The sequence below is a fragment of the Pseudomonas resinovorans NBRC 106553 genome (assembly GCF_000412695.1).
Taxonomy (GTDB): Bacteria; Pseudomonadota; Gammaproteobacteria; order Pseudomonadales; family Pseudomonadaceae; genus Metapseudomonas; species Metapseudomonas resinovorans_A.
The window spans coordinates 4,693,767-4,713,213 of sequence record NC_021499.1 but is presented as its reverse complement, the minus strand read 5'-3'; the positions used below and the strand labels follow the sequence as shown (position 1 = coordinate 4,713,213).

Annotated in this window: 19 protein-coding genes; 7 read left to right on the top strand and 12 right to left on the bottom strand. The window is 66.7% G+C overall.

All coding sequences use genetic code 11. The features are described 5' to 3' along the window. Positions 1–7: 7 nt before the first annotated feature. Positions 8–1,501, bottom strand: coding sequence for a CoA-acylating methylmalonate-semialdehyde dehydrogenase (locus PCA10_RS21310; protein ID WP_016494154.1), 1,494 nt, complete (start codon positions 1,499–1,501; stop codon positions 8–10). 132 nt (positions 1,502–1,633) lie between these two features. On the opposite strand from PCA10_RS21310, the gene PCA10_RS21305 reads away from it, so the two are divergent. Next, entirely contained in the window at positions 1,634–2,515 is an 882-nt protein-coding gene (locus PCA10_RS21305) for an AraC family transcriptional regulator (protein WP_016494153.1), read from the top strand. 174 nt (positions 2,516–2,689) lie between these two features. Here PCA10_RS21305 and PCA10_RS21300 read toward each other — a convergent pair whose 3' ends face one another. Further along, positions 2,690–3,535, bottom strand: a complete 846-nt coding sequence (locus tag PCA10_RS21300; protein ID WP_016494152.1) for an HDOD domain-containing protein — start codon at positions 3,533–3,535, stop codon at positions 2,690–2,692. A gap of 109 nt (positions 3,536–3,644) precedes the next feature. Between PCA10_RS21300 and ung the strand changes: the two genes are divergently transcribed. Continuing rightward, positions 3,645–4,343 carry a uracil-DNA glycosylase gene (ung, locus tag PCA10_RS21295; RefSeq protein WP_016494151.1) on the top strand — a complete coding sequence of 233 codons (699 nt, stop codon included), beginning with the start codon at positions 3,645–3,647 and terminating at the stop codon, positions 4,341–4,343. Between the two features lie 66 nt (positions 4,344–4,409). Here ung and PCA10_RS21290 read toward each other — a convergent pair whose 3' ends face one another. From PCA10_RS21290 to PCA10_RS21265, 6 genes are all read right to left on the bottom strand, one after another. Next, entirely contained in the window at positions 4,410–5,309 is a 900-nt protein-coding gene (locus PCA10_RS21290; protein WP_016494150.1) for a DUF6279 family lipoprotein, read from the bottom strand. A gap of 479 nt (positions 5,310–5,788) precedes the next feature. Next, positions 5,789–6,811 (bottom strand): AbrB family transcriptional regulator, encoded by a 1,023-nt coding sequence (locus PCA10_RS21285; protein ID WP_016494149.1) that lies wholly within the window; start codon positions 6,809–6,811, stop codon positions 5,789–5,791. Beyond that, positions 6,804–8,312, bottom strand: coding sequence for a tripartite tricarboxylate transporter permease (locus PCA10_RS21280; protein WP_016494148.1), 1,509 nt, complete (start codon positions 8,310–8,312; stop codon positions 6,804–6,806). The genes PCA10_RS21285 and PCA10_RS21280 overlap by 8 nt, the downstream gene beginning before the upstream one ends. 1 nt (position 8,313) lies before the next feature. Beyond that, entirely contained in the window at positions 8,314–8,757 is a 444-nt protein-coding gene (locus PCA10_RS21275) for a tripartite tricarboxylate transporter TctB family protein (RefSeq protein ID WP_016494147.1), read from the bottom strand. A 55-nt stretch (positions 8,758–8,812) separates the two neighbouring features. Then, complete coding sequence (locus PCA10_RS21270) at positions 8,813–9,787, bottom strand: tripartite tricarboxylate transporter substrate binding protein (protein WP_016494146.1); 975 nt, start codon at positions 9,785–9,787, stop codon at positions 8,813–8,815. A gap of 37 nt (positions 9,788–9,824) precedes the next feature. Beyond that, a complete protein-coding gene (locus PCA10_RS21265) occupies positions 9,825–11,090 on the bottom strand; it encodes an OprD family porin (protein WP_016494145.1) in 1,266 nt (421 codons plus the stop codon). Between the two features lie 200 nt (positions 11,091–11,290). On the opposite strand from PCA10_RS21265, the gene PCA10_RS21260 reads away from it, so the two are divergent. Further along, positions 11,291–11,962, top strand: coding sequence for a response regulator (locus PCA10_RS21260; protein ID WP_016494144.1), 672 nt, complete (start codon positions 11,291–11,293; stop codon positions 11,960–11,962). Continuing rightward, positions 11,955–13,340, top strand: a complete 1,386-nt coding sequence (locus tag PCA10_RS21255) for a sensor histidine kinase (protein WP_016494143.1) — start codon at positions 11,955–11,957, stop codon at positions 13,338–13,340. The genes PCA10_RS21260 and PCA10_RS21255 overlap by 8 nt, the downstream gene beginning before the upstream one ends. 88 nt (positions 13,341–13,428) lie before the next feature. Here the strand turns inward: PCA10_RS21255 and PCA10_RS21250 are convergent, their stop codons facing one another. The 3 genes from PCA10_RS21250 to ygfZ all read right to left on the bottom strand — a co-directional run bounded on the left by PCA10_RS21250 (position 13,429) and on the right by ygfZ (position 16,063). Then, positions 13,429–14,184: a substrate-binding periplasmic protein gene (locus PCA10_RS21250; protein WP_016494142.1), complete on the bottom strand. Its 756-nt coding sequence runs from the start codon at positions 14,182–14,184 to the stop codon at positions 13,429–13,431. A 68-nt stretch (positions 14,185–14,252) separates the two neighbouring features. Then, positions 14,253–15,089 (bottom strand): HDOD domain-containing protein, encoded by an 837-nt coding sequence (locus PCA10_RS21245; RefSeq protein ID WP_016494141.1) that lies wholly within the window; start codon positions 15,087–15,089, stop codon positions 14,253–14,255. A gap of 32 nt (positions 15,090–15,121) precedes the next feature. Next, positions 15,122–16,063, bottom strand: a complete 942-nt coding sequence (gene ygfZ / locus PCA10_RS21240) for a CAF17-like 4Fe-4S cluster assembly/insertion protein YgfZ (RefSeq protein ID WP_016494140.1) — start codon at positions 16,061–16,063, stop codon at positions 15,122–15,124. Positions 16,064–16,182: 119 nt separating this feature from the next. Here ygfZ and PCA10_RS21235 point away from each other — a divergent pair, with 119 nt between their 5' ends. Next, a complete protein-coding gene (locus PCA10_RS21235) occupies positions 16,183–16,437 on the top strand; it encodes an FAD assembly factor SdhE (protein WP_016494139.1) in 255 nt (84 codons plus the stop codon). Next, positions 16,421–16,873 carry a protein YgfX gene (locus PCA10_RS21230; RefSeq protein ID WP_016494138.1) on the top strand — a complete coding sequence of 151 codons (453 nt, stop codon included), beginning with the start codon at positions 16,421–16,423 and terminating at the stop codon, positions 16,871–16,873. Before PCA10_RS21235 ends, PCA10_RS21230 begins: the two co-directional genes overlap by 17 nt. On the opposite strand, the gene nadB is transcribed toward PCA10_RS21230, so the two are convergent. Then, on the bottom strand, positions 16,842–18,458 hold the full coding sequence (gene nadB, locus PCA10_RS21225; RefSeq protein WP_016494137.1) for an L-aspartate oxidase: 1,617 nt from the start codon (positions 18,456–18,458) through the stop codon (positions 16,842–16,844). The two genes, PCA10_RS21230 and nadB, sit on opposite strands and share 32 nt — an antisense overlap. Positions 18,459–18,839: 381 nt before the next feature. On the opposite strand from nadB, the gene rpoE reads away from it, so the two are divergent. Beyond that, positions 18,840–19,421, top strand: a complete 582-nt coding sequence (rpoE, locus tag PCA10_RS21220; RefSeq protein ID WP_016494136.1) for an RNA polymerase sigma factor RpoE/AlgU — start codon at positions 18,840–18,842, stop codon at positions 19,419–19,421. Positions 19,422–19,447 lie beyond the last annotated feature (26 nt).

Below are 19,447 nucleotides of genomic sequence, written 5' to 3'. Positions count from 1 at the left end.
GCCGTTCTTATTTCAACTGGATGGTGAGGTTGGGGCCGGCCACGGCGCTGTCGTCGAACCAGCGTGAGGTGACCGTCTTGGTTTCGGTGTAGAAGCGCACCGCTTGTTTGCCGTAGGCGTGCAGGTCGCCGTAGAAGGAGCCCTTCCAGCCGGTGAAGGAGAAGAAGGGCAGGGGCACGGGGATGGGCACGTTGATGCCCACCTGGCCCACTTCCACCGCATGCTGGAAGTGCCGCGCGGCGCCGCCGGAGCGGGTGAACAGGCTGGTGCCGTTGCCGTAGGGGTTGGCGTTGACCAGGGCGATGGCCGCATCGAGGCTGTCCACCTCCATGCACACCAGCACCGGGCCAAAGACTTCCTCGCGGTACAGGCTCATTTTCGGCGAGACGCCACGGAACAGGGTGGGGCCCAGCCAGTTGCCCTTCGGGTAGCCCGGCACCTGGCATTGGGAGCCGTCGAGCAGGCATTCGGCACCTTCGGCCTTGCCCTCGGCGATCAGGCGCAGCACCCGCTGGCGCGCCTGCTGGCTGATCAATGGACCGAAGGCGGAATGGGCATCCCGCCAGTGGCCCGGCCGCAGCTCCGCCATCTGCGCGGCCAGTTCGGGAATCCATTGCCGCGCCTCGCCCACGAAAATCGCCACGCTGATGGCCATGCAGCGCTGGCCGGCGGCACCGCAGCTGGCTCCCACCAGATTGCTCAGCACCTGGTCCTTGTGGGCGTCGGGCAGCACCACCATGTGGTTCTTGGCGCCGGCGAAGGCCTGCACCCGCTTCAGGTGGGAGGTGCCGGTACGGTAGATGTGCTGGCCCACCGATACGGAACCGACGAAGGAGATGGCGCGCACATCCGGGTGGGTGAGCAGGGCGTCCACCTGTTCGCGACCGCCGTGGATCACCTGCAACACGCCCTTGGGGGCGCCGGCTTCGATGAACAGTTCGGCCAGGCGGTTGGGGGTCAAGGGGTCCTGCTCGGAGGGCTTGAGGACGAAGGTGTTGCCGCAGGCGATGGCCAGGGGAAACATCCACAGTGGGATCATCGCCGGGAAGTTGAAGGGGGTGATGCCGACGCAGACGCCCAGTGGCTGCACCCAGCTGGCGGTGTCGATCTCGCGGGCTACGTTCTCCACCGTCTCGCCCATCATCAGGCTGGCCACGTTGGCGGCGTGCTCGGCGACTTCGATGCCGCGCCAGACATCGCCCTTGGCATCGGCCAGGGTCTTGCCGGTCTCGCTGGCCAGCAGTTCGGCCAGTTCGTCGTGGTGGTCCTTGAGCAGTTGCTGGTAGCGCAGCATCAGGCGGGCGCGCTCGGGCACCGGTACCTCGCGCCAGCTCTGGAAGGTTTCCTTGGCGCTGGCGACGGCGGCCTCGATCTCCTCCGCGGTGGCCTTGGGCGCCAGGGCCAGGACTTCCTGGGTAGTCGGATCGGTGACTTCAATCAGCTCGCGGGCGCGGCTTTCTCGCCACTCGCCATCGATCAGCTGGGGAATCGTCTTGGTCATCTGGTCCTCCACCCGTAAGACGGGACCTTGTTGTTTCTTGCTTTTATAGCGGCCACCGATCCAGATGTGGATTGACGATCTTGGCCGAGGGATGGACGATCTTGGGATTGAAGGTTACGACAAGAACAGCCCATGAGCCGCTCCGTGGAAACCTCGAACTGGCCGTTGCCGGCCAATGGCGTGCGCTTCACCACACCGCCCCGCCTGCGTCGGCTGTTGGCCCGCCACCCGCTGACGTCGGCCTGTTATCCACTGGCCCTGGGCTATTACCCGGAGGCCCAGGGGCACCTCATGGCGCGTGCGGAGCCCGAGGACGACCTGCTGATCTACTGCCGTTCCGGGCAGGGCTGGCTGGACAGTGGGGATGGACGAATAGCGGTGGGAGGTGGCGACCTGTTGCTGCTGCCCAAGGGCCGCGCCCATACCTATGGCGCCGATCCGCAGCGACCCTGGAGCATCTACTGGGTGCATTTCGAGGGTGAGCTGGTCGCGGACTACCTGCGTCCCCTGGGGCAGGCCACGCTGCGCCGCATCGGTGTGCAACCGCGCTTGCTGGCGGATTTCGACGCCCTGCTGGGGTTGCGCCGGCAGGGCCTGAACCTGCCGCACTTCATCCATGCCGCCCACCAGTTGCAGACCCTGCTGACGTCCTTGGCGGTGTTGCCCGTGCGTGGCTATCTCAAGTCCGGCCGGGTGCTCGACGTGGACGCGGTGCAGGCGGTGATGCGTGCCCACCTGCACGACAGTCTCAACCTCGACCAGTTGGCGGCGCAGTTCAAGCTGTCGCGCTTCCATTTCGCCAAGACCTACCGTGCCCTGACCGGCCACTCGCCGATCCAGGATTTCATCCAGCTGAAAATGGCCCACGCCTGCCGGCTGCTGGACGAAGGCAACCAGGGCGTGAAGCAGATCGCCGAGCAGCTGGGTTACGAGGATGTCTATTACTTCTCGCGGCTGTTCCGCAAGGTGGTGGGGATGGCGCCGACCCATTACCGGGCGCTGCACCAGGGGTGAGGCGGGGCGATGGTTGCGCCTCCGAGCCCCTCTCTGAGATCGAGCTCGGTGCGACATTTGGCACGGCCGGCTCGATGTAGGAGCGATTTCAATCGCGAAGGGCCGTGAGGCCCGTGGGTCCGATTCGCGAATGAATTCGCTCCTACCTCGTCTGCAGTCCGGCTGGGGCCGGGTTCAGGCATCCGTTTCCACGGGCCTGCCCCCCAGCAGTTTCAACCAGAGCGCCACCACTTCCGCCAGCTCGGCACGCAGCGCCTGGGGCGTCGGCAGCTCCATGCGCTGGTAGGCGGGCAGACGGGCCAGGCGGTCGTCGTTGCGTGGCTCGTCCAGTAGCTGGCTGGCGACCTGCACCACGTCGGCGAGGTCCACCGGGCCCTTGTGCTGCCGGCACCAGTCGCGGCGCAGGCGCGCGCATTCCTGTAGCGAGCCGGGCAGTTTCCAGGCCGTCAGCAGCAGCACCCCCAGCTCGGCGGACAACTGCTCGCAAAGCCGTTGCAGGTCGACCTCCAGGCGCGACACCTGCGGCCAGCGCTGCAGTTCCCCGAGCAGCGGCAGGCTGCCGACATCCTGCAGCAGGCCGGCCAGCAAGGCGTCTTCCTCCTGCAGGTGTGGGAGATGCTGGGCCAGGCCGGCGCTATAGGCGGCCCGTTGCAGGCTGAGGTTCCAGCGTTTGCCGAAGACTTTCTGCAGGCTCGGCTCGTCGCCCTCGAACAACTGGTGCAACTCGAAGGCGAGCACCAGGTTGGCCAGGCGCCTGCCATCCAGTTGCCGGACCACGTCCAGCAGTTGCGCGCCGGGGCGGATATGGCCGAGCAGGGGCAGGCTGGCGAACTCCATCAGGCGTTCGGCGACGGCGGGGTAGGTCGCAAGCAAGGCGCTTTGTTGCTCAAGGGAGGAGGTTTCGCCGGCCAGCAACTGGCGCAGGCGCAGGGACGCCTCCGGCATCGGTGGTAACGCATCGGCGTCCTTGAGAAAGCGCTCGTAGAGCGCGACTTTCACGGTGTCGTGGCGATTGTCCATGCGGGCTTGCTCCAGGCGTCCTTGATTGACAAGGGTAGTGGGCATTTCTTAGGGTGCCCGACCATCGGGCGGGAAGCGCCCCGGCAACCGATACGGAACAGATAGAGCAATGACTGAAAGCGACGACCGGATCAAGCTCGAAGAGAGCTGGAAAGACGCCCTGCGGGACGAGTTCGACAAGCCCTACATGAAGGCCCTGGGCGAGTTCCTGCGCCAGGAGAAAGCCGCCGGCAAGGTGGTGTTCCCGCCGGGGCCGCTGATCTTCAACGCGCTGAACTCCACGCCCCTGGAGCGGGTGAAGGTGGTGGTCATCGGCCAGGACCCTTACCACGGGCCCGGCCAGGCCCATGGCCTGTGCTTCTCGGTGCAGCCGGGAGTACCGACGCCGCCGTCCTTGCAGAACATCTACAAGGAGCTCAAGCGCGACCTGAACATCGAGATTCCGTCCCACGGCTACCTGCAGTCCTGGGCGGAGCAGGGCGTGCTGCTGCTCAACACCTCCCTCACCGTGGAGCAGGCCCGCGCCGGCTCCCATGCCGCCGCCGGCTGGCAACCCTTCACCGACAAGGTGATCGAGGTGGTCAGCCAGAGCCAGCCGCGCCTGGTGTTCCTGCTCTGGGGCGCCCATGCCCAGAGCAAGGAGCGGCTGATCGATCCCACCAAGCACCTGATCCTGAAGTCGGCGCACCCGTCGCCGCTGTCGGCGTACCGGGGTTTCCTGGGCAATGGCCACTTCAGCCGTTGCAACAAGTTCCTCGCCCAGCACGGGCTCGAGCCCATCGACTGGAGCCTGCCGGCGCTCGCATAAGAACGGGCTCTACTCGCGAAGCTTCTTTCGCGAGCAGAGCTCGCTCCTACGAACGGTCAAACGGCCTCAGCGCGGGTAGCAGGCCAGGCCCTTGAGGTCGCTGCTCAAGTCGCCGATACGCTGGCGCAGCGTGCTGCGCTGGCCCTCGTCGGCACTGTTGAGCAGGTCGGCGAACAGCTGCGCCAGGGCCGCCTCGGACGCCGGGTAGGCCTTGCGGTACGCCTCGGTCCAGAAGTCTTCCGGCTCCTGCAGCAGGGCCGTGAGGCGCGCCCGGAAGTCGGCGTTGTGGCGGTCGTAAAGGGTGCTGCGCAGCGCCTTTTGCCAGTTCTCGCGGTTCTCGGCCCAGGTCTTGTTGTAGTCGCCGCGCGCCTTGGCCCAGGCGTCGATGTGCGCCACCTGGCTCGGTCGCAAGGGCCCCATCCACTCTTCCACCGACTCACGCATGCGCAGGGTCCGGGCCGCAGCCTGTTGCTTGCGCGATGGCGCGACATGTTTCTCGCGCAGCTCGGCATTGCGCTCGTCCATGGCCACGTAGAGTTCGCCCATCTGCTTGGGCGTGAGGCTTTCCGCCAGGCCCAACGCCGTGGGGGTGATCTGCACCGCGATGTTCTGTGCGGCCTCGCGGACCTGCACCAGTTGTCCGCGCAGGTCGTTGGCGCTCACCTGTGGCCGCTGGCTGAGCTGGCCCAGTTGTTCGAGCCAGGCGACGTACTCCGGCAGCTGGGTGTCGCAGTGCCACGCCAGGTGCTGATCCAGGCGTGGCTCCAGCCAGGCCTTCTGCTCGTCGTCGAGGCTGACGTAGGTGCCGATCCACCAGGGGATCAGCAGGTCGAGGTTGCGGTAGGCCAGGTCGAGGCGGCTGCAGGCGGCCAGCAGCAGAAGGCCGACGGCGAGCATGAGGAAGCGAAGGCGGGCGATGCGTCCGGGCATGGGGCGGCCTTGGCGGAAGTGGATAGGGGAGAGCATAGGCGGCTCTCATTACCCGTGAGATCGCGCGCGCAACGGGATGTTGCGGGAAGATTTGTATGTGGGCTTCTAGCTTGGGTGTCCGGCTCATTGCCGAGCGGGCTTCGGGGTTCTGTTTCGCCCTCCCGGGCGAGTCACTTTCTCAAACGCCAGAAAGTAACCAAAGCGCTTGCCCCTGCATCCGGCCCCGGCTTCGCCGGGGTTCCCTCGCTACATCCTTGCTTCGGGGGCCCGCCGCGAAGGGCCATCCATGGCCCTGCGCGGCTCTCGCGGCATCCATGCCGCTCGTCCCCCTGCGCAAGGATTCCACTCGGCCTCCTGAAGGGGCGGTTGGCGCGGCGTCATCATCGATGCTTCGTTTCAGGCCGCTATGGGCATCAGGACTGCTTCGCGCCTACCGGCGTGAGAGGAGCCGCCACAAGCCCGGAGCCAAGCGAGGGCACCATTGGGCAAACCAAAAAAAGCCCGCGCAAGGCGGGCTAAGCGTGGCTCTCGCGTTTCTGCCAACGCCGGAACACCGGCTCGGCGAGAAACAGCACCAGTAGCAGTCGCAGCACCTGCAGGGCGGTCACCAGCGGCACCGACAGTTGCAGCGCCTCGGCGGTGAGGCTGAGTTCGGCGATGCCGCCCGGCATCATCCCCAGCATCAGCGAGCGGTGGTCGAGGCCGTCCAGCCAGCCGAGCAGTTCGGCGGCCACGGCGGCGAAGGCCATGCCCAGGGAGGTGGCCAGCAGGGTGCGGGCGATGAAGGAAGGGGCACGGTGGAAGAAGGCGCGGTCGAAGTGGCAGCCCAGGGCGCTGCCGATCAGCCACTGGCCGAGCTGGCTGGCGCCCTGGGGCAGGCCCAGTTGCAGGTCGAAGCCGATGCTCAGGGCGGCACTGACCAGCAGCGGGCCGATCAGCCAGGGGTTGGGTTGGCGATAGCGCTGCATCAGCAGCGCCAGGGCCGCGCCGCCAGCCAGCGCCAGGGCCAGCCAGGACCCATCCACCGCAGCGGCCTGGTGGGCGGTGGGAGGCGCGCCGAGGAACAGCTGGAACAATGCCGGCACGCTGAGCACCACCAGCAACAGGCGCAGGCTCTGGCCGGCGGCGACGCGGCTGGTGACCGCGCCGTTGCGCTGGCCGAGGTTGACCATCTCGCTGGCGCCACCCGGCATGCTGGCGAAGAAGGCGGTGGCGCGATCCTCGCCGCTGCGCAGCATCAGGCGGATGCCGATCACGCTGGAGAGGGTGGTGGCCACGGCGCCGACCAGGATGATGGCGCTGTTGGCCAGCACCTGTTCGATCACCGCGGGGGTGAAGTGCAGGCCGATGCCCACACCCACCACCCACTGGCCGCATTTGCGCGCCCCGGGTACTTCCGCCAATGGCAGGTTGCCGATGCAGCGCACGGCGATCACCGCCAACAGCGAGCCCACCATCCAGGGCAGCGGCCAGCCCACCAGGCTGGCCAGCCAACCGCCGGCGGCGCCCACCAGGGGCGTCAGCAACCACTTAGGCATGGGCGAGCTTCGCCTTGGCGCGGGCGCGCATCCAGCGGATGCCCGGCAGGGCCAGCATGACGGCGGTCAGTACCCAGAGGCCGATGGTGATGGGGCTGCTCCAGAGGATGCCGAGGTCACCGTTGGTGATGGACAGGGCTCGGCGCAGGTTGGACTCCATCAGCTCGCCGAGGACGAAGCCGAGGATCAGCGACGACATCGGGAAATCCATCTTGCGCAGCAGGTAGCCGAACACCCCGAGGGCGGCCATCAGTACCAGGTCGAAGGTGGTGCTGTGCACGGCGTACACGCCCACCACGCTGACCACGGTGATGGCCGGCACCAGGACCCAGGTGGGCACGGTGAGCATGCGGGCGAACAGCCCCACCAGCGGGATGTTCATCACCAGCAGGATGACGTTGCCGATGAACAGCGAGGCGATCAGCCCCCAGACCACGTCGGGCTGCTGCTCGAACAGCAGCGGGCCGGGGGTGATGTTGTAGAGGGTGAGGGCGCCGATCATCACCGCGGTGGTGCCCGAGCCCGGCACGCCGAGGGTCAGCATGGGGATCAGCGAGCCGCAGGCGGAGGCGTTGTTGGCCGCTTCCGGGGCCGCCACGCCGCGCAGGTCGCCTTCGCCGAAGCGGCCGCCGGTTCCGGCCATGCGCTTCTCGCTCATGTAGGTGATGGCGCTGGCGATGGTGGCGCCGGCGCCGGGCAGCACACCGATGACGAAGCCGGCCAGGGAGCTGCGCACGGTGCTCCACCAGGTGAAGGAGAACTCCTTGAGGTTGAACAGCATGCGCCCGCTGGCCTTGACCGCCTGCTGGCCTGTGGCGGTGTGTTCGAGCATCAGCAGCATCTCGCTGACGCTGAACAGGCCGATGACCACGATCACGAACTGGATGCCGTCGGACAGCCCGACGCTGTCGAAGGTGAAGCGGTATACGCCGGTGGTGGCGTCCACGCCCACGGTGGCCAGGCCCAGGCCGATCAACGCCGAGAGCAGGGTCTTGACCGGTTTGTCGCCGACCATGCCGCCGAGGCAGGCGATGGCGAAAACCATCAGCACGAAGTACTCGGCCGGGCCGAAGGCCACCGCCCAGTTGGCGAGGATGGGGGCGAACAGAACCACGCCTATGGTGGCGATGGTGCTGCCGATGAACGAGCTCATGGCCGACAGCGACAGGGCGATGCCCGCCTTGCCCTGGCGCGCCAGGGGGTAGCCGTCGAGGGTGGTCATGATGGCGGCGGCGTCACCGGGCACGTTGAGCAGGATGGCGGAGATGCGTCCGCCGTACTCGCAGCCCAGGTACACGGCGGCCAGCAGGATCAGTGCGGTTTCCGGCGGCAGGCCTAGGGCGAAGGCCAGCGGCAGCAGGATGGCCACGCCGTTGATCGGTCCCAGGCCCGGGAGCAGGCCCACCACGGTGCCGACGAAGGCGCCGAACAGCGCCACCAGCAGGTTGATCGGGCGCAGGGCGACGTCGAAGCCCTGGGCCAGGAAGTTGAGGGTTTCCATCTCAGTTCTCCAGGATGGCCAACAGGCCCATCGGCAGCGGGACGTCCAGCAGGTAGTCGAACAGGCCATAGAGCAGCGTGCCCATCAGTACGCCGCTGAGCAGGCTAGGCAGCGGCCGGCCGTTGAACAGCAGGCCCAGGCCGAAGCCCGCGAGGGCGGTGCTGAGGACGAAGCCCAGGGGTTCGAAGAGCAGGGCGTAGGCGAACAGGCCGCCGATGAACAGCGCGACCTTGCGCGCCAGGGACCAGGAAATCGGCAGGTCTTCGGCCTCGCCGGGTTTGACCAGCAGCCAGACGGCGGCGGCGGCCATCAGGAGCAGCAACAGCAGGGGGTAGGCGCGCGGGCCCACCGGGTCGTAGCTGAACGGCGCCTGGAAGCCCCAGGCGACCACGGCGAGCAAGGCGCAGACGAGCAGCCAGACCGCAGCGAAGATTCGTACGTACATGGCGGTGTACCTGAATATGCAGGGAGCGCCCCCTCCGGCGAGGGGGCGGGGCGGATTACTGCGCCAGGCCGAATTCGCCGGCCAGTTGCTTGTATTGCTTCACCTGGTCGAAGACGTAGGTCTTCAACTGGTCGCCGGTGAGGGTCAGGGGGAAGAGGTCGCGCTGTTCACGCAGCTTGGCGAAGTCCTCGCTGGCCAGCAGCGTGTCGAACTGCTGCTTCCACCAGTTGAAGTCCTCGTCGCTGACCTCCGGGCCCATGTAGAAGCCACGGATCACCGGCCAGCTGATGTCGAAGCCCTGTTCCTTGGCGGTGGGGATGTCGGCCAGCTTGCCGGGCAGGCGGTCGTCGGCGAGCACGGCGAGCACGCGGATCTTGCCGGCCGCCAGTTGCGGGGTGATCTCGCCGATGCCGCTGCTGGTCACCTGCACGTGGCCACCGAGCATGGCGGTCAGGGTCTCGCCGCCGCCCTCGAAGGCCACGTAGCGCAGCTTCTGCGGGTCGATGCCGGCTGCTCGGGCGATCAGCGCGGTCTGCATCCAGTCCTGGCCGCCGATGGTGGCGCCGGCGCCGAAGACGATGGCGGCCGGGTCTTTCTTCACCGCGTCCACCAGGTCACCGAGGGTCTTGTAGGGGGAGTCGGCGCGGACAGATATGGCGCCGTAGTCGGTGCCGATGCCGGCCAGCCAGCGCACGGCGTTTTCGTCGTAGCGGCCGAACTTGCCCTGGGCCAGGTTCAGCAGCGAACCCGAGGAGAAGGCGGTGATGGTGCCGGCGTCCTTGGGTCGCTGGGCCACCACGGCGTTGTAGGCCACGGCGCCGACGCCGCCGGGCATGTAGGTGACGCGCATCGGCGCCTTGAGCAGGCCGCCGTCCTTCAGGCCGCTCTGGGCCAGCTTGCAGGTCAGGTCGAAGCCGCCGCCGGGCTTGGCCGGGGCGATGCACTCGGGGCGCTTTGGCTCGGCCAGTAGCTGGCTGGAGAGCAACAGGCCGGAGGTGATCAGGGCGATACGCGAGAGGGCGCTTTTCATCGTGGGTCTCCTGTGGAGTTTTATTGTGGTTCAGGCATCACCAGATCGGCAGGGCGTAACTGACGATCAGGCGCAATTCATCCGCGTCGCGGGCGAAGTTGGAGCGGAAACCGGCGTGGCGCACACGGAATCCGAGGTCCTTCAGGGGGCCGCTCTGCACCACGTACTTGAACTCGACGTCGCGCTCCCACTCGCGGCCTTCCTCGAGGCTGCCGGCGACCTTGGCGTTGTCGCTGGTGATGTAGCGGGTCATGAAGCTCAGGCCGGGCACGCCGAAGGCGGCCAGGTCCAGGTCGTAGCGGGCCTGCCAGGAACGCTGGTCGGCGTTGGCGAAGTCGTTGATCTGCACGAAGTTGACCAGGAAGGGGTCGCTGCCATCGATGTAGGCGTAGCCGGTGTCGCCGCTCATGCGCTGGTAGCCCAGGCCCACCTTGTGGGCGTTCAGGCCGTAGCTGAGCATGCCGTTGAGGGCGCGGTTGTCCACCTTGCCGGCCTTGGCGCGGCCAGTGTCGTCGCTGACGGCGTAGCGCAGGTCGGCGCTGAGGGTGCCCTTGCCCAGCGGCTGGCTGGCGAGCAGGCCGAAGAAGTGCTGGCGGTAGACCTCGTCCAGTTCGGCGAAGTAGTAGCGGCCGGTGAACTGCTTGCTGAAGGCGTAATCCGCGCCGGCCAGGTCGAAGTGGTCGCCCGTGGCTGCCGCGGCGAAGCGCTTGTTCTTGTTGTTGATGGCCAGGTCTTCGGAGTTGGTGGAGGCGCGGTCCTTGACCTCGGAGAGGCGGCCACCGCTGAAGGTCAGGTCGCGGATCTCCCTGGAGGTGAGCAGGCCGCCCTCGAACACCTGGGGCAGGATGCGGCTGTCGCTGGCCTTGACCACCGGCAGTTCGGGGATGTGGGTGCCCAGGCGCAGTTCGCTTTTCGAGGCGCGGATTTTCGCGGTCAGCCCCAGCTTGCTGTACTCGTCCGGGGTGCCGCCATCGTCCTGCACCGGCAGTAGGTCGGTGCCGCTGCGGCCGCGGCCGGAGTCCAGCTTGACGCCGAGCATGCCCAGCGCATCGAGGCCGACGCCGACGGTGCCTTCGGTGTAGCCGGACTGCAGGTTGAGGATGAAGCCCTGTGCCCATTCTTCGCGCTTGGACTGGCCGGTGCCATCGCGGAAGTCGCGGTTGAGGTAGATGTTGCGGGCTTCGAGGGTCGCCGAGCTGTCCTTGATGAAGTCGGCGTGGGCGGTGCCGGCCTGGAGGCAGGCGGCGATGGCGAGGCTGAGGGTGCAAACAGGCGCTAGCGCCTGCCGTACGGCAGTGGGCATCGAGTGGTCTCCATTGTTGTTCTTGTCAGCCGCCGTAACCACGGGGCGGCTTTTACGGGTGGTTCTTGCCACCCTGTCGCGATGCTAGGCCGCGAAGCTTTCGCCAGGCTTTCAGTGCGAAAGAAAGTCGCGTTGGCGTCCACAGCCCTCGGCGGGCCGTTAAACTTCAGTCCGTTCACCGCAATTTCGGAGACCTTGCCGTGCGAATCCTGCTGGTCGAAGACCATCCCCAACTGGCTGAAAGTGTCGCCCAGGTGCTCAAGGGTGCGGGCTGGACGGTGGATGTGCTGCATGACGGCGTGGCCGCCGACCTGGCTCTGGCCAGCGAGGAGTACGCCCTGGCGGTGCTGGACGTGGGCCTGCCGCGCATGGACGGTTTCGAGGTGCTGGCGCGTCTGCGCGGACGCGGCAAGACCCTGCCGGTGCTGATGCTCACCGCCCGGGGCGAAGTGAAGGACCGTGTACACGGACTCAACCTCGGCGCCGACGATTACCTGGCCAAGCCTTTCGAGCTCACCGAGCTGGAGGCGCGGGTCAAGGCACTGCTGCGCCGCAGTGTGCTGGGCGGCGAGCAGCAGCAATGCTGCGGAGCGCTGGTCTACGACCTGGGCACCCGACGTTTCAGCCTGGCGGGCGAGATCTTCAGCCTGACTTCCCGCGAGCAAGCGGTGCTGGGGGCGATGATCGCCCGGCCGGGGCGGGTGATGAGCAAGGAGCAGCTCGCGTCCCAGGTCTTCGGCCTGGACGAGGAGGCCAGCCCCGACGCCATCGAGATCTACATCCACCGGCTGCGCAAGAAGCTCGAAGGCAGCGCGGTGCGCATCGTCACCTTCCGTGGTTTGGGCTACCTGCTGGAGAGCCTGGATGCGTGAAGCCGGCAGCCTGCGCGGTCGGCTGCTGCGCCGCCTGGCGCTGATGCTTGGCGCGCTGCTGCTGATCGCCAGCCTGAGTTCCTACTGGAATGCCCGCGATGCCGCCGACACCGCCTATGACCGCACCCTGCTGGCCTCGGCCCGGGCCATCGCCGGCGGTCTCTACGAGACCGATGGCCGGCTCAAGGCGGACGTGCCTTACGTGGCGCTGGACATCTTTGCCTACGACAGCGCCGGCCGGATCTTCTATCAGGTGATCGACCCGGACGGAAAACTGGTGTCCGGCTACGACCACCTGCCACCGCCCCCGCCGGGCACCCGACGTACCGACGACTACCCCGCCCTGGCGCGCTTCTACGATGGCGAATACGAGGGGGTGGGCGTGCGGGTGGTGAGCCTGCTGCAACCGGTCAGCGAACCACGGCTCAACGGCATCGCCGAGATCCGCGTGGCGGAAACCGATAGCGCCCGCGAGCGACTGGCCCGCGGACTGCTGGCGGACAGCCTGTGGCGCCTGGCGCTGCTGGTGGTGGCGGCGCTGGTGCTGGTGTGGCTGGCGGTGAGTGCGGCCCTGCGGCCGCTGAACAAGTTGCGCCTGGCGGTGGAAGAGCGCCAGGCCGACGATCTGCGCCCCTTGCCGGAAGTGTCGGTGCAGCGCGAACTGCGGCCCCTGGTGGATGCCCTCAACCAGTTCACCGAGCGCCTGCGCGGATTGTTCCAGCGCCAGGCGGATTTCATCGCCGACGCCTCCCATGAGTTGCGTACGCCCTTGGCGGCGTTGAAGGCACGGGTGGAGCTGGGGTTGCGCGAGCAAGACCCGAAGGTCTGGCGTTCGACCCTGGAGGAAGCGGCGCAGAACACCGATCGCCTGACCCATCTGGCCAACCAGCTGCTGTCCCTGGCGCGTATCGAAAGCGGCGCGCGGGCTATCGCCGAAGGCGGCGCCGAGCGCATCGAGCTGGGCCACCTGGCCCGTGAGCTGGGCATGGCCCTGGCGCCCCTGGCCCATGCCCGTGGCATTGCCCTGGCCCTGGAAGCGGAAGACCAGGCCTGGGTCATGGGCGAGCCGACCCTGCTCAACGAGCTGCTCTGCAACCTGGTGGACAACGCCCTGGCCCACACGCCCAAGGGCGGCAATGTGATCCTGCGGGTGCGCTCGCCGGCGCTGCTGGAGGTGGAGGACGACGGTAGCGGTATCCCGGCCGAGGAGCGCGACAAGGTGTTCCAGCGCTTCTACCGGCGCGGGGCTCAGGGCGGCGGGGCAGGGTTGGGGCTGGCCATCGTCGGCGAGATCTGCCGCGCCCATCAGGCGGAGATCAGTCTGCACGACGGCGATGGCGGTGGACTGAAGGTGCGGGTGAGTTTTCCGCCAGCGTAGCGTACGCCGTAGGGTGGAAATCGCTCTTCATTTCCACCATCGGAACCCAATGCGACATCGACGGTGGATCGGTGAAGCGTGATCCACCCTACGGTGCCAGGCTCAGCGGCTGCTGCACGTCCATCAGGTACTGGGCCATCTTGCCGCTGTCGCGCAGCTCGGCCAGGCCCTTGTTGAACCGCTCGATCAGCTCGGCGTTACCGGGCACCTTGCGTGACAGCATCAGGTGCAGGCTGTCGCTGCGTACCGGCAGCGGGTGGAAGGTCAGCTGCGCGCGCTCGGCGGAACCCAGATTGTCGTTGAGCAGGGCGAAGGCCACCACCTTGTCCATGGGGAAGGCATCGATTCGCCCGGCGAGGACCATGCGCAGGCCCTGTTCCTCGTTGGTCAGCCGCTGGACGTGGAGCTGCCCGGCTCGCTCGGCGCCCTGGAAGGCGGCGCCGTAGTCGTAGCCGGTGGCCCCGCCCAAGCGCAGGTCCACGAGGTCGGCAACCCGTTGCCAGTCCAGAGGGCGGTCCTTGCGGTGGAAGAAGTAGTAGCTGCTCTCGATCACCGGATCGCTGATGAAGAAGGTCTTTTCCCGTTCCGCGCTGCGCAGCCAGACGGCGGTGCCGCTGCGCTCGCCGCGTTCGGCCAGGTGCAGCGAGCGGGCCCAGGGGTAGAACTCCCAGCGCACCTGGACGTCTTCCAGGGCGAAGGCCTCCTGGATGATGCGCGAGGCGACGCCCTGGTGGGGCAGCCGGGCGCCCAGGTAGGGCGCCCACTCTCCATTGGTCAGGCGCACCTCTTGCGCCGCGGCGAGGCCGTGGCACAACAGGCAAAGGGCGAGGAGAAGTACGCGCATCCGGGTCCATCCAGCGACGTCAGGGGAAGGCTGAGTCTAGCGCCGGATGGACGAATGCGCGCGGGGGTTTACTGGAGCATGCCCATGGCCGCTTCCATGGCGGCGGAGAGGTCTTCGTCGGCCTGCATGTCGACATTCGGGTCGAGGCCGAGCTTGGCGAACGCCGAGACCTGGCTCCAGTCCAGCTGGGTATAGGGGTGCTCGCTGCCGAGGTAGCTCTGCAGGGTGGCGACCTGGACGATGTCGATGTAGTCGACACGGGCCGAATCGCGCTTGAAGTCGAGGTATTGACTGGGCACGGAGGCGATCGGCTCGGGGAACTCCCAGGCCCGCAGGATGCGGTCGCCGATCAGCGGGTGGATGCGCTCGATCACATGGTTGAGGCTGATGGAGTCGGCCAGCAGCTCGCTGTGTTCTTCGGCGTAGGTGAGGATCGGCAGCACGCCGATCTGGTGCACCAGGCCGGCGAGGGTGGCCTGGTCGGGCATCAGGCGGCTGTAGTGGCGGCAGAGCACGTGGCAGATGCCGGCGATTTCGGTGCTCTTGTTCCAGACTTCGCGCATCTTGCGATCGACCACGTCGGAGGTGGCCTGGAACATCTGCTCCATGGCCAGGCCCGTGGCCAGGTTGCTGGTGTAGTTGATGCCCAGACGGCTGATGGCCATCTGCAGGTCGGTGATTTCCTTGTTGGTGCGCAGCAGCGGGCTGTTCACCACCTTGATGATGCGGGCGGTCAGCGCGGCGTCGTTGCCGATCACCTTGGCCAGGTCCTGGATGCCCGCGTTCGGGTCCTCGGCGGTTTCGCGCACCCGCAGGGCGACTTCCGGCAGGGTCGGCAGCACCAGTTCATCGCTGTCGATCGCCTGGATGAGTTCCTGTTGGACTTTATCGGCAAGCTTGCTCATTGGGTTTCTCGTCAGTGGCCGGCCGGGGCGGGCTAGCGTTGAATTTCGCGGTCGGCGTCCAGGGTGTAGGGCAGGCTGAGCAGGTTCAGGGCCGGGCCATCGGCTGCGCCCAGGTGGAGTCGTCCATCGCTCGCGGCATCTTCCTGGAGCACGGCGAGCAGTTCGCAGCCGTCGCCAGCGGGGGCCGCCAGCACCACTTCGCCCACCGAGCTCTGGTGGACGGGGGAGAAGAGTTCGGTGCCCGGTTGCGGCACGGTGCCCGCCGGCAGGGCCAGGCGTTGCAGGCGGCGCTTGAGTTTGCCCAGGTACTGCATGCGGGCGACGATTTCCTGGCCGGTGTAGCAGCCTTTCTTGAAGCTGACGCCGCCCAGGGCCTGCAGGTTGATCATCTGCGGGATGAACAGCTCGCGGGTGGCGCCGAAGACCTGGCCGATGCCGGCGCGCACCTGCGCCAGCAGCCAGGCGTCCAGGGGGGCGCGGGGCAGTTGGGCGCTGAGACGGGCTTCGAGGGTGGCGGCTTCACCGCTGGGTGCCCAGAGTTCGGCGCGGCCGTCGGACAGGCGCAGGGCGATCAGGTTGCCGTCACGGGTAACGCTGTCGGCGGTCTGGGGCAGGTCGAGGCCCAGGGCCAGCAGAACGCCATCGCCTTGGCTGAGGCCGAAACGCACCCAGGCCGCGCTTTCGTCGGACAGGGTCGATTTGGAGAAAACGGCGTATTTCTTCAGGTCGGCCAGCTGCGCGTCCAGCAGGTCGCTGGACATGGCCAGGAGGAAGTCGTCGCCCACCTTGACGATGCGGAAGCTGGAGGTCATCCGGCCCTTGGGCGTGCAACGGGCACCGAGGCTGCAGGTGGCCTGGTCCAGGTAATTGAGGTTGCAGGTCAGCTGGCCCTGGAGGAACTTCGCGGCGTCCACGCCGCGGACGGCGAGCAGGCCTTCATGGGTGAGCGGACAGAAAAATGCGGAGTCGGCCATTGCGGATCGCTGGATTGAGGTCTGGGGCGCCATCATAGAGGCCCGCTGGTGGCTTGTCAGCGGGTGCCCGGGGCGGCGGCTGTGGTTATAATGCGCGCCTCATTCCCGGAGGCGCTGTGATGGCCGACTCAATTGAACTGAACCGACTCTTCTGGCACAGCCGCCGCGGCATGCTCGAACTGGACGTGCTCCTCGTGCCCTTCGTACAGGAGGTCTACGCGACCCTCGACGCCGAGGACCAGGCCCGCTACCGCAAGCTGCTGGAATGCGAGGACCAGGACATGTTCGGCTGGTTCATGCAGCGCGGCGAGCCGGAGGACGCGGACCTGCGCCGCATGGTTCGCATGATCCTGGATCGTGTCCAACCCAAGTGACGGCTTCGAATGCCACTGGCGCCCGTCGCGGCGCCTGTTGGCCGTTTATCTGATTCTCTCTTTCCTGGCCGTTCTGGCCTTGTCGGTCGCCGAGCTGCCCCGCTGGGTGCGGTTGATCGGCCTGCTGGCCTGTTCGGGCCACGCCGCCTGGTGTTTGCCCAGGCAGATCCTGCTGACCTCCTCCAGGGCTTTCACCGGCCTGCGCCTGAATCACGATGGCTGGCAACTGTGGAGCAGGGCTGACGGCTGGCGCCCGGTGCAACTGCGCCCGGACAGCCTGGCGCTGCCGCAGGTGGTGATCCTGCGCTTCCGCCTGGCGGGACAATGGTGGGGGAGGGGGCTGTGCATCCCGGCGGACGCCCTGGCTCGGGAGCAGCACCGCCGGTTGCGGGTGAGGCTGGCGTTCAGTCGCCGAAGGTGGGCGGCTCCAGGATAGTGTCGTGGGCCTCGGGCAGCAGGTCGGGATAGTCCAGGGTGTAGTGCAGGCCGCGGCTCTCACGGCGTTGCATGGCCGAGTTGATGATCAGCTCGGCGACCAGGGCCAGGTTGCGCAGCTCGATCAGGTCACGGCTGACCTTGTAGTTGCTGTAGAACTCGTCGATCTCGCTGAGCAGCAGGCGAACCCGGTGCTGGGCGCGCTGCAGGCGCTTGTTGGTGCGCACGATGCCCACGTAGTCCCACATGAAGCGCCGCAACTCGTCCCAGTTGTGGGCGATGATCACGTCCTCGTCCGAGTCGGTCACCTGGCTTGCGTCCCAGGTGGGCAGGTCGGTGGGCATCTGCACCTGATCGAGCTGGCTGAGCATGTCCTGCGCCGCCGAGCGGGCGTAGACGAAGCACTCGAGCAGAGAATTGCTGGCCATGCGGTTGGCGCCGTGCAGCCCGGTGAAACTGGTTTCGCCGATGGCGTAGAGGCCGGGGATGTCGGTGCGGCCATGCTTGTCCACCACCACGCCACCGCAGGTGTAGTGCGCCGCCGGCACCACCGGGATGGGCTCGCGGGTGATGTCGATGCCGAAGTCCAGGCAGCGCTCGTAGACCGTGGGGAAGTGGCTTTTCACGAACTCGGCGGGCTTGTGGCTGATGTCCAGGTAGACGCAGTCCACGCCCAGGCGCTTCATTTCGTGGTCGATGGCGCGGGCAACCACGTCGCGCGGGGCAAGTTCGGCGCGGGGATGGAAGCGCTGCATGAAGCGCTCGCCATTGGGCAGCTTGAGCAGGCCACCCTCGCCGCGCACCGCTTCGGTGATCAGGAAACTCTTGGCCTGCGGGTGATAGAGGCAGGTGGGGTGGAACTGGTTGAACTCCAGGTTGCCCACCCGGCAGCCGGCGCGCCAGGCCATGGCGATGCCGTCGCCGCAAGCGCCGTCCGGGTTGCTGGTATAGAGGTAGACCTTGGCCGCGCCGCCGCAGGCGAGCACGGTGAAGCGCGCGTGGCAGGTGTCCACTTCGCCGTTGTTGCGGTTCAGCACGTAGGCGCCGAGGCAGCGCTGGCCTTCGCGGCCGAGCTTGCGTTCGGTGATCAGGTCGACCGCGACCCGTTGCTCCAGCAGCTGGATGTTCGGGCGTTTCTTGGCCTGCTCCAGCAGGGTGTTGAAGATGGCGGCGCCCGTGGCGTCGGCGGCATGGATGATGCGCCGGTGGCTGTGGCCGCCCTCGCGGGTCAGGTGGAATTCGAAACCGCCGTCTTCGCGGGCGCTTTCGTCGTCGCGGGTAAAGGGCACGCCCTGGTCGATCAGCCATTGGATGGCGTCGCGACTGTGTTCTACCGTGAAGCGCACGGCATCCTCGCGGCACAGGCCGGCGCCGGCGATCAGGGTGTCCTCGACGTGGGAATCGACCGTATCGGTATCGTCCAGCACCGCTGCGACGCCGCCCTGGGCCCAGTAGGTCGAGCCATTGCTGAGGTCGGCCTTGCTCAATACGACGATATTGAGATGCGAGGGCAGCGTCAGGGCAAGGGTCAGGCCGGCGGCGCCGCTGCCGATGACCAGTACGTCATGCTGGAAATGTTGGCTCATGTCGATTCCCGCAAAAAAAGCGGCGGCTAGTATATAGCTGGGGTGCGCTGCACAATAGCGCGCTTATGACCATGCATGGCGCTACGGAACTTTTTTAGTCGTTCAGGTTCCATTCAGGGTCACCATTTTGAAGAGACGGTGCTTGCTTACACTGATGCAACGAATGCACATGAAATGTGCAGCCCGGATGCCTGTAGATCAAGCGACATATATACGGCGCAGCATGGCCGCGAGCCCTGCTGCGCCATTCCGTGCAGGTGAAAAAACAATCTGCAGGAAGCTTGCTTGGAGGGGAGAACTTTTGCGCAACGCCCGAGTCTATTTTGGCAAGCCGATCCACTGGCTGGCGCAACACCCCTTCGAGATCGACGAGGAGTGTTCATGCTAACCCAGGAAGACGATCAGCAGCTGGTCGAGCGGGTGCAGCGGGGCGACAAGCGGGCTTTCGATCTGTTGGTGCTGAAGTACCAGCACAAGATCCTCGGGTTGATCGTGCGGTTCGTGCACGACGCCCAGGAAGCTCAGGACGTAGCCCAGGAAGCCTTCATCAAGGCTTATCGCGCGCTCGGGAATTTTCGCGGTGACAGTGCCTTTTATACCTGGCTGTACCGCATCGCCATCAACACGGCGAAGAACCATCTGGTGGCGCGTGGAAGACGCCCGCCAGACAGTGATGTAAGTGCTGAGGACGCCGAGTTTTATGACGGCGACCACGCCCTCAAGGATATCGAGTCGCCCGAGCGTGCCCTGCTCCGCGACGAGATCGAGGCCACAGTGCACCGGAGCATCCAGCAACTGCCGGAAGATTTGCGCACGGCACTGACTTTGCGCGAGTTCGACGGTCTTAGTTACGAAGACATTGCCAGCGTCATGCAGTGTCCGGTCGGTACTGTGCGATCCCGCATCTTCAGGGCGCGGGAAGCCATCGATAAAGCCTTGCAACCCTTGTTGCATGGAACCTGAGACAGCGGCGACAGCCAAGAGGGGAA